This is a genomic window from Planktothricoides sp. SR001 (assembly GCF_001276715.1).
GTDB classification, from domain to species: Bacteria; Cyanobacteriota; Cyanobacteriia; order Cyanobacteriales; family Laspinemataceae; genus Planktothricoides; species Planktothricoides raciborskii.
In genome coordinates, this window is sequence record NZ_LIUQ01000036.1 from 36,021 (window position 1) to 50,084 (window position 14,064).

Below are 14,064 nucleotides of genomic sequence, written 5' to 3' on the forward strand. Positions count from 1 at the left end.
GATGCATAGGAAAGAGGAAAGATATTCTCTCCTCTCTTTTCTCTCCTCTCTTTTCTCTCTTGGCCATTCGCCCCTACGACTTTTCACTTTCCCTGCCCCCCCGCACCCGCGCACCCCTACATCTGCCCAAGCCCTCATGCTTCCCCGTGATTAAACCAAGTTGGGGCGTTGGCTAATAACTCCGTTGCCGCTTGACTATCTAAGGGTTTAGAAAAGAAATAACCTTGTCCTTGTTCACAAGCTAGGGATTTTAATTGGGCTAATTGTTCAGAGGTTTCGATGCCTTCGGCTACTGCATCCATGCCCAAAGTATGCGCCAGGGTGACAATGGCTTTGACGATTTCTGAGTTTTCTTCGTTGTCGTTCATACGACTGACAAAAGAACGGTCAATTTTCACTGTATTGACGGGGAAACTATGTAAATAGCTTAAGGAAGAATAGCCGGTGCCAAAATCGTCCAGACTTAACTCAATATTGCGCGATCGCAGTTGCCAGAGAATTTTCGCCACTACCTCGGTATTTTCCATTAACACACTTTCAGTAATTTCTAACTTCAGGCAATTGGGATTTAAATTAGTTTCTAGTAAAATGTCATCAATCTTCTGAATTAATTGCTTCTCCCTAAGCTGTTTTGCCGAAAGATTCACACTCATTTTCAAAGGAGCAACCCAGGAAAATTGGTCTTGCCATTGCTTCATTTGCTGACAAGCTTCCCGGAGTACCCACTCACCCAAAGGCACAATTAACCCGGTTTCTTCCGCAATAGGAATAAATTCCACCGGGGAAACCATGCCTTTCTCTGGATGATGCCAACGCACCAATGCTTCAAAGCCAGTTAAGCTGGCGGATACTAAAGAGGTAATTGGTTGATAGTGTAATTTAAATTCGCGTTTTTCTATGGCTCTTCGCAAGTCATTTTCTAACTGTAATAAACCCAAAGCATAGGAATACATTACTTTATCAAATATTTCATACCGAGCTTTGCCAGCGCGTTTGGCTCGATACATGGCAATATCTGCATCTCGGAGGACTTGCTCTGGTTGTTCATAGGTCGGAGATAGCATGGCAATGCCAATACTCGCAGTGGTGACGACTTCATAACCATTTAAAGTAAAGGGTGAACCCAGCAGTTCTAAAATGCGATCTGCGACTTTTGTGGCATCTTTAATATCTTTAATATCTTCGAGTAAAATACTAAATTCATCGCCGCCCAAACGGGCTACCATATCCGTAGACCGCAGACATTGATTCAGTTTATCAGCGATCGCAATTAACAGTCGATCGCCCATCACCGGCCCCATACTATCATTGACAATTTTGAAGCGATCCACATCTAAAAATAACACAGCAAATAGCTGATGGGGATATCGTTTAATTCGTTTCAGTGCGGTGGAAACTCGTTCCAAAAACATCGCCCGATTAGGCAGACCAGTGAGAGCATCATGGAAAGCATCGTGAACTAATTGTTGCTCGACTTGTTTGCGATCGCTAATATCCACAAATTGACCGAGCAAATGTAGCGGTTCTCCCCTAAAGTCCCGCACTAACACCATTTTTAACAAAGCATGAACTACATGACCATCTTTAGCCAAATAGCGATTTTCCATTTGAAAAGAAGCAATTTCATCGGCTAATAAATGCTGCTGTTGTTCCAGAAATGCCATCACTTCCTCTGGATGGATTAAATCCGCAAAACTTTTGCCTAACAATTCCTCAGCGGTGTAGCCCAAAGGTTCACACAATCCTTGATTCACCCGCTGAAATGGCCCATTCAAAGACTGGATCGCCATCCCAATGGGGGCATATTCAAATGTATGACGAAATTGCTCTTCACTTTGACGCAATGCTTCCTCAGTGACTTTCAATTCATTAATATTTGTCACCGTCCAAACATAGCCAGTGATTTTCGTGTCTTGGTCAAATTGAGCGATCGCCTCTGACAAAACCCAAGTCACCTGATTATTAGCCCGTAAAAACCGATATTTACCAGTCACTTTTTGGCGATCGCTGTGGATCTGTTGCAACTGCTCAAACACCGCTAGACGATCTTCGGGATGAACATTTTGAATCCATCCTTCTCCCAACATATCAACCAGTCCCAACCCAGCGATTTCACAAGCGTGAGGATTAGCATAAACACATTCTCCACTGGCATCTAAATGGAAAATTCCCACGGGAGAAACCTGCATCAAGCTATAATATCGATGTTCGCTGTCTTGTAATGCTTGTTCCGTGCGTTTGCGATCGCTAATATCCGTCAAAAACGCCACAAAATATTTCGGTTTTCCCTCGTGATTTCGCGCCAAAGATACAGTAACATTGCCCCAAACCACTGCACCATTTTTGTGAATATACCGCTTTTCCCGCGAAAACTTAGGAATTAAATCATTAATTAATGCCTGACATAACTCTAGACTTGAGTCCAAATCTGCGGAATGAGTCAAATCCTGGAACTTCATTTCTAATAATTCTGACTCAGAATAACCGACAATTTTGCCAAAACCAGAATTCGTCCACAAAAACTGACCATCCAGTGACAGTTGAGCAATGCCAACTGCGGCTTGATCCATGATATCCAGAAAACGCTCTTGACATTCCAGCATGGTCAACTCCATTTCCTTTTGCTGGCTAATTTCTCGACCGATCCCCACCAAGAATTTTTCTGCCCCCACATCCTCAACACAATATATCTTTGTGGAGATAACATAAGTGTTACCCACGGCGTTGGTAAAATTCGCCTCATATTCCACCGGAGACCCCAAGGCTAAGACCCGTTTCTCTTGTTCTCGGAACATGTCAACTTCGGGAAAAATCTGCTCGTCGGACTGACCAATCAACTGTTCTCGGGGATATCCAACCAGTTGGCAAAAAGCATCGTTGACAACTAAATAACGGTGTCCTTCATTCTTAACAAAAATGGGATCCGCAATGGTATTCAGAATGTGATTGATCCACTGTAGCGAGCATTTTCGGCGATTTTCCCTAAGTGGCTCCTCAGTGCTTGAATTGGCTAAGTCTCCTGTGTTTTGGGAGATTTGCTGTTCCCAGAATAAAGACTCAACTTGCTGACGAGCCTTGATTTCTGCTTGCAATGTGGTCTGCAATTCGGCTATTTGTCTACTGAGATCCTCGATTTGCATTGCTAGTTGCCGTTCAGACATTGTTTATAGAGCCTCCTGACCTTGATAATGGCGAGTCTCTCGCTACCATCCCCATATTGAATCAGCCGTTGAATGACTGTAACCGGCTTGACCATTCAGAAATCGCCAGAGACAAATGAATTTTTGTATTTTTTTAATATTTTCCCCTAAATCTCTCATTTGTGCTACAGCTTTGTCTTTAAATCTCGCCGCCCCGATCTAATTATAATGGACGGTTCTTGACGACTAAATATTTTGTCATCATTTTGTCATCATTTGGCGCTCGATCATAGTTAGTTATAATTGGTTCAATTGAACGGCGATCTCAGTGACTCAATTAGACTTTTCTCATGGTATCTTTAAATCAAGGTTTTGGTCTATTTAAAATATCTATTTCAGAGATTGGCTTTAATTTTATATAAAAAAAGAATAATCTCCAGCCAAATCATTTTTTTTGTTCTGACAAAGTATCAAGTCTCTAGGCAAGTGAGGGATAATTCTAAAAACCGACTAAAAATTATGCGTGATTCTTTATTCTTTGCTCAGGGGATAGTAGATATAAGGGATAGTAGATATAGTAGATTAGGACTGGTCAGTATTCGGAAACCTATATAGCAATTGTCATAGTTATGAAGTACAAAAAAAACCTGTCATTCCCGCGCCGGCGGGAATCCAGAAAACCTCTGTACTTCATTCGGACAATAACCGCTATATACTTTCAGGCAAGGCCGCCCTCTTCCCCAGTGATATGTTACCAATTCTTGACAATAGAATTTACCGATCGCGATCGCGGCGATTAGAGGGTTGGGTTGCCTACCAATGGTCTAACCTACATTAGCTAGATTAGCAAAAAAGGGGGATTACCTTTAATGTATCGCGATCGCCGCATTTCCCCGGCAAATTCCCCGGCAAATCAACCAACATCTCAGCGTTAAATTCCACAATCAGCACCCCTAACCAATAACTAATCACTAATAATTAATAATATGTCATTCACCTACTTGCGGACGATTCGCTTCCAAGACACTGACGCAGCGGGAGTGGTCTATTTTAGTAATGTTTTGGCCATATGCCATGAAGCTTATGAAGCTTCACTGTTGTCCGCAGAATTTAATCTGAAAGATTTTTTTCGCAACCCGGAGGTGGCGATTCCCATTGTTCATGCTAGTGTGGATTTTTTCCGACCCATGTTTTGCGGCGATCGCCTCTGTGTGGAGTTAACCCCCCATCAATTAAATGACAACTCCTTTGAAATTGCTTATGAAATTTTCCCAGATCCCAAACTCACTCAGAATTGCCTTGCCAAAGCCTTAACTCGCCATGTCTGTATTAATCCCCGCGATCGCCGCCGACAACCCTTATCCCCACCGATGATCCAGTGGTTGACCACAGGAATTGATGATTTATAGTTGGTTGTTGGTTGTTGGTTGGGGAAAGGGGGTGTGGGGTGTGGTACAAAAGAAATATCACTATTCACTATTCACTATTCACTATTCACTATTCACTATTCACTTTTCCCTCTTCCCTCTTCCCTCTTCCCTCTTCCCTCTTCCCTTAATTTATAACCAATAACCAACAAGTTATATATTTCACCTAATAGCGATCGCTACTTTCTCAGAAAAATCTTACAAATCTCAAACAAACTTAATAAATAGTAATGTTATTTAATTTTACTACATTTAAATTAAAAAAACTTAATAAATCTACAGAAAAATTAAGACAAAGAAAATAATTTAGTAATTAATTGTAATTTTGTGTAACAGAATACAAACTATTTAACATTCTTTTAATAAATTAAGATATATTAAGAATTAGTGAATCTAATCCGGGTTGGTTAAGGCACACTTTCTAGTCGGTTCAACAAAGTAGGGCACTATGACACTGGAACAACAATTTTATACAAGAATCAGAGAATTAGGGTATTGGGATCGGTTGAATTTGACAAACCGCAAAAACCATAATCATAAAATGGCACTGGCTTGGTGCAATCCCAACACCACCGCAGACCCAGAGATGATGTTTCAACTGGTCTGGTTGTTGAGTTCTAGCAAGCGGCGGCAAAGACTGAATGCGATTGACGTGCGAATTTTAGAACAAACCGCAGAAGATTTGGCAGAAAACGGCCAAACGATGTCGGCGCGTAAGTCTTATGTGCAATATCTTTGGCAACAGGTTCACGCTCAAGAATTGACTTCGGTCAGCTAATTAATCATGGAACGGTTGAATGTTAGTTAGTTGTTTGCGGTTGGCTAAGACGCCATGCTTGGGCAATTTGATAGAGGCTGACGCGGTTGATTTTTCCCTGAGCATTCCGAGGTAACTCTGTCACCGGCACCCAATGTTTTGGCTGCTTATACTTAGCCAACCGATCTACTAACTCGATTTTCAGAGATTCCGGGGAAACGGTTAAATGGTTAGGAACATAAACAGCGGCGATCGCTTGACCCCAGTCAGGATCGGGTAAGGCGATCGCGCAAACATCGGCAACTAAACCAGTAGTTCTAATTGCCGCTTCTACCTCAGCGGGAAACACATTTTCCCCACCTGTAATAATTTTGTCGCTGCGGCGTCCCACAATATTTATGTCACCATCGGCATCAAAAAAACCCAAATCATCAGCGGTAAACTCTGGTGAATTATCCTCACATAGGGAAAACGATGCCATATCGGGATAATAACCCAGGGCTAAAGATTTAGCTCTAATCTTAATTAGGCCAATTTGATTAACCCCTAATGGCTGACCATCTTCATTACAAATTCTCACTTGGGCATGAGGTAAAACTTGACCACAAGTCTGATTCCCAGCTAAGAAAGCGCTGGGTTTTAAGGTGACAATTTGGGAGGCTGTTTCCGTCATGCCGTAGGTCGGTGCTAATTTAACGTGATACTCTCTAGCTTTTTCTAATAATTCTGGCCATGGGGGGGCGCCACCGAGAAGCACCGTGGCAAATTGTGATAACCAATCGGCGGCGATCGCCTGTTCTAGGAAGCGAGAAAGCTGGGTGGGTACAAGGGAAATAAAAAAATTTTCCGGGTTAATTTCTTGCAGATATTTTTGACAGGGGATTACCTCGCGAGATTCTGAATTGAGGACATTTAAAATTTCTTTATAAGAGGGGAAAATTGCCAAAGTTCCGCCGGTAGTGAACGAGCGAATAAATTGCATCAAACCACTAACATGATACAGGGGTAAAACACAAAAGGAATTCACTTTTGAGACTTGAAAATACTCCGTAAATCCGCTGACTGATGCGGTTAAAGTTTCCCAAGTATGAATGGTAAAGCGAATTTTTCCCGAAGATCCGCCCGTGGGAATCATAATCGCTGCTTGGTTTTTGGGTAAGGGAAAAAACTGGTCAGATTTTTTGGCTGTTGCCGGTTTTTTGAGATATTTCTGTAAATGTGCTAAATCATTGCCCCAAATAATATCGGGCTGGAGGTAATCAAAGACCTGCTGCCATTCTTGTGCTTGCCAGTGCGGATTGGCTAAAAAAATGGGACATTTGGCCTCGACTGCGGCGATAAAATTGCCAATAAATTGCTCCGGGTCAGCGTCACAAAGGATAATTTTCCCCGGACAATCCGGGGAGCGATCGCTAATTTCCTGAAATTTTTGCTGGGCGATCGCCTCGATTTTTTGCCCGTCAATTCCTTTGAGCCAACCTTGATGATTTCGGGTGGTTAATGTTGATAATATCCAATAGTTCATGCTGGTTTCGATTCCAAGTAAAACAACTAGAAATTTACAACTATAAACTTAAAAAATTAAATAAGATATCCCTGATAGAGGATAATTTTCCCGGACAGCGGTTTAATCATGCCAAAGTTGATGAACATCAAAATTATCATCAAACCAATGGTTGACCCCAAATCCCACAGGCCGATTATGTTTAGTATTTAATTCTGAAGCTAATCTCAGGGCAGCTTCGCGGCCTATTTCGGTTTCAAAAACCGATGAAAAGACCGCATCAATATTTTTCGATTTGCAAAACTGACGAATTTGGGAAGGAGAACCGGCAATACTCGGTTTAATCACAAAAATTCCGTTCCAACCTTTTTGATAAACCTCTTTCATTTGCTTCAGGGTGACGACTGATTCATCTAAGGCAATGGGGGTGGAAAAGCGATCGCTTAATTTCTTCATCTGGTCAAACTGATCCACCGGCAACGGTTGCTCTAAAAATTCAATAATTTTCCCAGCGCGATCGCAAACGTGCAACCATTGACTCGCTTCCACATCCGTCAGTCCGCCATTGGCATCTAAGCGAAGGGAAATCGAGTCATCGGCAGAAAAATCTTCCAGAATTGACTGGACTAACTGCTCTAAAATTCGCAGTTCTAACTGAATGGGAATCACACCAATTTTCCACTTAAAGGTACGATATCCTTTTTTCCAGAGAATCTTGCAGGCAAGGATGGCCGCTTGTCCAGGGGGAAGTAAACCACTACACATTTCCGGTTCTGAAGTAGGATCTGGCAAATCCTCTAATGGCATTCCACTCAGGGTGAGTGCATGAGTGGTAATGGTTTCCCAGGCTGATTCAATCCCAAATTGACAAGCGGGTAACTCGTCGGGAACTGAAAAAATATTCGTTGGTGTAATCACCTTGGGGAGTTGTTGACAAAAGTCTAAAGCTTGCTCAAAGGTTTCTGACCCCAACCAACTCACTGGGGCAATTTCACCGAAACCTTCTTTCCCTTTCTCATCGGTGAGACGCAGGATAATACCTTTTCGGAGATCCCAGGTGCCATGACTGGTTTTGACCGGGACTCGGAATTGGCGCTGGTAGGGACGAAATTCAAATTTGTATTCCATTATTTTGCTATCTGTTTGGGATTTGCAGATCAGGGCAGATCAGGGATGCCGGATTTTACTGGTTATTTGCTATTTGTTGTTGGCTATTTGTTATTTGCTGTTTGGTTTAGGCTGAGAATTTTCCCGAACCAATAACGAATGACCAATAACGAGTAACGAATAACGAATAATTAATAAAGAATTGGCATTTAGCTAATTAACGATACCCATTTTAGGGACATTTTAGAGCAATCATAGAGAAAATTTAGCAAGATTTAAGTCGATCGCACGCTCCGAAAAATTGAATTAATTCGTTGACGTATGTTCTCGAATTTTCCCAGTGGATATTATGACCTGTGTGGGGGATAATTTTCAACTGGGCGAAGGCAGAGCGCTGGACTATTTCCGTATTAATCTTTCTAAATTTATCATCATACTCTCCTACTAGGAGTAATATAGGAACGGAATTGTGGGGTAATTGTTCCCATAAAGAAGGTTGGTTGCCAGTACCCAGATTACGGAGAGATTTGCTTAACTCTCTGGGGTTTTCCTGCATCCGACGTGCCATTAATTTTCCCCAATCAGGATGCTGGAGTAAAGATTGAAACAGAGGTTGATGATACCACTCAATTAAAAAAGATTTGAAGGGAATTGTTTCTAATTTTTGGGCAAGTGCTTCATCGGCTGCACGGCGCTGCGATCGCTCTGGCTCGGTCTTTAATCCAGGGGAGGCTCCCTCCAAAATCACTTGGTAAAATCGCTGGGGAAAATGTAAGGTTAAATATAAAGCCAATCGCCCCCCCATTGAATAGCCCACTAAAAAACATTGGTCTATGTGGAGGCGATCAAGTAAAGAAATCAAAGCCTGAGCAGTTTGGGGCATTTGGTAGCTAGTTTCATCCCCGTTCACTGTGGTTTTTCCATGTCCCGGTAAGTCAACGGTTAAACAACAAAATTTGTCTTTTAACTCTGTACAAATCTCCCTATAATCATCCCCACTTCCCAGAAATCCATGTAAAAATAAAATGACAGGTTTATGGCGATTTCCAGACAAAGAATAGTGAATGTTCATGGTGATTGATGATTGGTTGTTGGTTATGGATTATTTTGTTGTTTGTTGTTTGTTAGTGGTTATTAGTTGGTGGGTAGGAATTCTTTGGTTATTGGTTGTTCGATTGGAGATTATTGGATATTAAAAGCATTAATAACCACCAACAACCAACAAAATAATCCCTACCCAACAACAACCAACAAAAGAATCCCTACCCAACAACCAATCATTAATAAACTAGAAGAGAAATCCTAAGCCTAATAAACTACCGCTAATAAAATGAAGACCCACGGCGATAAATTTGCAATTGATTAACTTGTGTGGTTCTTGATAGTAAGTTTGGACTTGATGAGAAAGTTTAATGGCAAAGGGTAAACCCGCCAAGCTGAGTAAGGTTGAAAGGGGAAACATTCCTAATGCCACAAATATTCCCGTAAATACAAAAATACTCCCAGAAAACCACGGCAGGAGTTTGGTTCCGGTTTCAATTCCTAGGCGCACAATGGGCGATCGCTTTCCGGCGGCAATGTCATCTTCTACTTGGTGGAAATGAGAACAAAATAAAATCAAGGTGGTGGCGATGCCTACAATGATAGATGCGGCGATCGCCGATAGATTGAGCATTGACCAGCTTTGGGTTTGACTGTAGTAAGCAGCGGCCACTCCTACGGGCCCAAAAGCCACAAAGCAGAGAATTTCACCTAATCCGTGATAACCCAGGCGAAACGGTGGCCCTTGGTACATATAGCCGAGGAAACAGGCCAGCAAAATTAAGCCTAAGACGGTGAAGTCTTGCTGCCACCAACTAATCGCGATAATTTCTAGAATGCCAACAGCTAAAAACAGATTGGCAATCCAAAAAATTAAGGATTTATTTTGGGTGAGATTGACTAAGGAATGATGTTTATTTTTATCAATGCCGGTTTCTGAGTCAAAGACATCATTATAGAGATTTTCCCAGGCTAAAATTAAAATCGCCGCCGTCATAAAGGTGGAAAAAATCCCCCAATTCATAGTTTGGGTTTGAAAAAAAGCGATCGCACTACCGACCCAAATGGGCATAATCGCCACACTATACATGGGTGGTTTAATGGCGGCAAGCCACAGTTGGCGTTTGGAAGTTTGAATGGTTTGGGTGGTCATTTTAACTGTAAATATTAGATCGCAGACTATCCGGAGAAGGAAAATAACAGATATTTTCGGTTAGAGTTGAGCATTTGAATCCCTGGGCGATCGCCAGCTAACCAGTGACAAACCCAGGTGGCTGTGCCCCAGAGAATTTAAGGAACTTCATAATTTTACAATTGCAGATCGGTGGATGATCCCTGGCAATTGTTGAGAAATATTACAGAAACCAGGGAATTTTACTCCTGTCCGCGACAAATCAGGAATGATTGGTCTGAGGACTGGTAAATTCTGCGATTCCGCCTGAAGCGGATCGCGAACGCGAATCGCGCCAATCAGTCCATCGGGATGCCCAAAATATGTCTATATAGGACTTACGCAAATTTCCTTATGTCACCCTTTTAGGTAGGGGTGATTCGCGGAATCACCCCTACCATATATAAAGGTAATGTGTAAGTCCTATCTATATATATCTATGTGTACATATCAGTGGTGCGTCTAGTTCCACCTGATTCGTTTATAGTTAAGTAGCCAACCTTTAAGGGGACACCTGTGCCCCAACCGCCAAAATCTGCCATTTTCTCTTCCATGCCAGTTGTACCGTTTCATGCCAATCTATTGCAAGGTCATCGGGAACTCTGCCAGTTTCTGGTCGCTTGTCAGCAAGTGTCCAGAGAAAAAGGCTGTGGTCAAATTATCAGCATTTCCCTGGAAATTCCCCCAGTGGATCCCCTGGCGGTGTTTCAAGTTCTCAGTCCAGAATCTCCCTTACATTTTTATCTGGAAAAAGGGGGAAACGGTGAAGCGATCGCTGCTTTTGATGCCGCAGTAGATTTTACGGCTAACAGTGGCGATCGATTTACCCAAACCAAAGATTTTATTCATTCTACCCTGGCCAATACTCTGAGCACAGGGGCATTAAACTTGCCTTTTGCCGGCCCCCACTTTTTTTGCAGTTTTACCTTTTTCCCGCCAGATAAATCCAGTGATTCCCCCTTTCCTGCGGCCACCGTCTTTTTACCCCGTTGGCAAGTTTCTCGCTCTAACAATCACTGTTTATTAGTGGCTAATTGCCTCATTGAACCCGATCATAATATTGAAAATTTAGCCGAAAGTATTTGGCAAAAACTCCAAAAAATTAATTTAATTAAATCCCAGGGGTTGAACTGGGCAGAAACCAATGGTCAATCTCTGAATAAAAAACGGCATATTACCCAAACGGATAATTTTAAACTAGCGGTGAATTCGGCATTAGATTCTATCGCCAATCAGCGGTTAAGTAAAGTCGTTTTAGCTCATGCCATTGATGTCAGTTCACCGAAACCTTTTAATTTGGTCAAATCTTTACAGAATTTGCGCCGATTTTATGCCGATTGTTATCTCTTTGTCACCAGCAATCCCCAGGGACAAAATTTTCTGGGAGCCAGTCCAGAACGATTACTCAGTATTCAAAATCACCAACTGGTTACGGATGCCTTGGCCGGGTCTGCACCGAGGGGCAAAACTCCCGCCGAAGATGCTCAGTTAGCCAATCAATTAATCTCTAGTGATAAGGAACGGCACGAGCATCGAGTGGTGATTGATTTTATTCGCGATCGCCTAATTCATTTAGGATTAAATCCCCGAATTTATCCCGAAGTTCGGCTGCTGCAACTCTCGAATATTCAACATTTATGGACACCGATTAAAGCGACGATTCCCCCGGACGTGCATCCGTTAGATATTTTAGCCGAACTGCATCCGACTCCAGCGGTGGCGGGAGTTCCCAGAGATATTGCCTGTGAAGAAATTCGCCGCTATGAAACCTTCGATCGCTGTTTATATGCAGCGCCAATTGGCTGGGTAGATGCCCAAGGAAATGGAGAATTTATTGTCGGTATTCGTTCGGCTTTAATTACAGGAAATCATGCTAGACTGTATGCCGGTGCTGGAATTGTTCAAGGCTCAAATCCCGATCGAGAATTGGCAGAAATTGACCTCAAACTTCAAGCCCTTTTAAAAACATTAGTTTGAGCACATAAGCGATCCTATTTCAGGGTAGGAACGAACGGCCTACCCTGACCGCCATTAGGGTGCGATCGCTTAATTAAAAAATCGCGATTAAAGGCAATGATAGATTTTCGGAATACAAATACGGTTTGGGCGTCAGTTTTAGTCGAGACATTACACCATTTAGGATTAACGACCGCAATAATTTGTCCCGGTTCGCGATCCACTCCATTGGCGATCGCTTTTGCGGCTCACCCAAAAATTGCCGCAATTCCGGTACTGGATGAGCGATCGGCGGCTTTTTTTGCCCTGGGACTCGCCCGACAAAGTAATTTGCCCGTGGCGATCGTCTGTACTTCTGGAACCGCTGGGGCGAATTTTTACCCCGCAGTGATTGAAGCGCGGGAAAGTCGCGTGCCTTTGTTGGTGTTGACCGCTGACAGACCCCCAGAATTGCGCGATTGTCATGCGGGACAGGCGATCGACCAACTAAAACTCTATGGTCATTACCCCAACTGGCAAGCGGAGTTAGCGGCGCCATCGTTGGACATAGCCATGCTGCGTTATTTGCGCCAAACCTTAATCTATGGGTGGCAAAAAACTCTGTTTCCGGTTCCCGGTGTGGTTCATCTCAATGTGCCATTGCGCGACCCGTTGCCCCCGTTGCCCGAACCGGATCGGGCTTTGGCGATCGATCGCTTACGGCAGACGTTCGACGCCGAGGATTTTTTTGCTCATTGCTGCCCTCCTAGCCCCCAACCCCCCCAACCCCCCCTTCAACGGGGGGGCTACGGAGGGGTTGGGACGGTTGGAGAACGATTCATCCCTGAGCAAATATTTCCCCAGTGGCAAGGTAAACCGGGAATCATTATTGCTGGGCCTGCCCAACCTTCCGAACCAGAAACCTATTGTCAGGCGATCGCTCAACTTGCCCAAACCTTTGATTGGCCGGTATTAGCCGAAGGGCTTTCTCCCGTGCGGAATTATGCCGCCATAAATCCTGATTTAATTTCCACTTATGACCTAATTTTACGCAACCAGAATCTAGCCGAAACCTTGACCCCGGAAATTGTGGTGCAAATCGGCGAATTACCTATTAGCAAACAACTGCGACAATGGTTAGAAACTCAAAACATTCGCCGGTTTGTAATTGATCCATCTGACCATAATCTCGACCCCCTCCACGGCCCCACGATTCATTTAACAATTTCCGTGGGACAATTAGCCATTGCTGCCGCAAATAACCCCCCCAATCCTTTCAATTCAGTTAATTCAGCCCAGGCAGAATATCGGCAAAAGTGGGCGGACGCTGAGAGCCAAGTCAGAGAGGCGATCGGCCAAACATTTGCGTCAATCAATCACATCATTGAACCGAAATTAGCCTGGGTAATTTCCCAATCCTTACCCATTGGCACTCCTCTATTTATTGCCAATAGTATGCCCGTGCGGGATGTAGAATATTTTTGGCAACCGGGAAACCTGCAAATTCGGCCATTTTTTAATCGCGGGGCTAATGGTATTGATGGCACTTTATCCACCGCTTTGGGCATTGCCCACCGCCAACAACCTAGCGTTATGCTAACCGGAGATTTAGCCTTACTCCATGATACCAATGGGTTTTTACTTTGCCCTAAATTTCAAGGTCATCTGACAATTATTTTAATTAATAATAACGGCGGTGGCATCTTTGAAATGTTACCTGTAGCCCAGTTTGACCCACCCTTTGAGGAGTTTTTCGCCACGCCGCAACAAGTAGATTTTGGTCAGCTTTTTGCCAGTTATGGAGTTGAGCATCAACTGATTAGTTCTTGGGAAAAATTAAGGCAATTATTAAACCCATTACCGAGTCAGGGCATTCGGGTATTAGAGTTAAGGTGCGATCGCAAATTTGATGCTCAATGGCGCAAGCAAACTTTGCTTAATCTCGCCAGTATATTATCATAACATCCCAGAAACCTGGTTTT

9 protein-coding genes are annotated in these 14,064 nt (G+C 43.2%); 4 read left to right on the forward strand and 5 right to left on the reverse strand.

Going from position 1 to position 14,064, the window contains the following annotated elements; genetic code table 11:
* Positions 1-134 precede the first annotated feature (134 nt).
* Positions 135-3,161 (reverse strand): PAS domain S-box protein, encoded by a 3,027-nt coding sequence (locus AM228_RS19275; protein ID WP_054468266.1) that lies wholly within the window; start codon positions 3,159-3,161, stop codon positions 135-137.
* Between the two features lie 965 nt (positions 3,162-4,126).
* On the opposite strand from AM228_RS19275, the gene AM228_RS19280 reads away from it, so the two are divergent.
* Complete coding sequence (locus tag AM228_RS19280) at positions 4,127-4,549, forward strand: thioesterase family protein (protein ID WP_054468269.1); 423 nt, start codon at positions 4,127-4,129, stop codon at positions 4,547-4,549.
* A gap of 466 nt (positions 4,550-5,015) precedes the next feature.
* A complete protein-coding gene (locus tag AM228_RS19285; protein WP_054468271.1) occupies positions 5,016-5,345 on the forward strand; it encodes a hypothetical protein in 330 nt (109 codons plus the stop codon).
* 22 nt (positions 5,346-5,367) lie between these two features.
* Here AM228_RS19285 and AM228_RS19290 read toward each other — a convergent pair whose 3' ends face one another.
* The 4 genes from AM228_RS19290 to menA form a co-directional block, all read right to left on the reverse strand.
* Positions 5,368-6,849: a 2-succinylbenzoate--CoA ligase gene (locus tag AM228_RS19290; RefSeq protein ID WP_054468273.1), complete on the reverse strand. Its 1,482-nt coding sequence runs from the start codon at positions 6,847-6,849 to the stop codon at positions 5,368-5,370.
* 102 nt (positions 6,850-6,951) lie between these two features.
* Positions 6,952-7,956 (reverse strand): o-succinylbenzoate synthase, encoded by a 1,005-nt coding sequence (locus AM228_RS19295; RefSeq protein WP_054468275.1) that lies wholly within the window; start codon positions 7,954-7,956, stop codon positions 6,952-6,954.
* Positions 7,957-8,200: 244 nt separating this feature from the next.
* Entirely contained in the window at positions 8,201-9,007 is an 807-nt protein-coding gene (gene menH / locus AM228_RS19300) for a 2-succinyl-6-hydroxy-2,4-cyclohexadiene-1-carboxylate synthase (RefSeq protein ID WP_054468277.1), read from the reverse strand.
* A 216-nt stretch (positions 9,008-9,223) separates the two neighbouring features.
* Complete coding sequence (menA, locus tag AM228_RS19305; RefSeq protein WP_054468279.1) at positions 9,224-10,129, reverse strand: 2-carboxy-1,4-naphthoquinone phytyltransferase; 906 nt, start codon at positions 10,127-10,129, stop codon at positions 9,224-9,226.
* Between the two features lie 570 nt (positions 10,130-10,699).
* On the opposite strand from menA, the gene AM228_RS19310 reads away from it, so the two are divergent.
* Complete coding sequence (locus tag AM228_RS19310) at positions 10,700-12,124, forward strand: isochorismate synthase MenF (protein WP_054468280.1); 1,425 nt, start codon at positions 10,700-10,702, stop codon at positions 12,122-12,124.
* Positions 12,125-12,220: 96 nt separating this feature from the next.
* Complete coding sequence (menD, locus tag AM228_RS19315) at positions 12,221-14,044, forward strand: 2-succinyl-5-enolpyruvyl-6-hydroxy-3-cyclohexene-1-carboxylic-acid synthase (protein ID WP_054468282.1); 1,824 nt, start codon at positions 12,221-12,223, stop codon at positions 14,042-14,044.
* Positions 14,045-14,064: the final 20 nt, after the last annotated feature.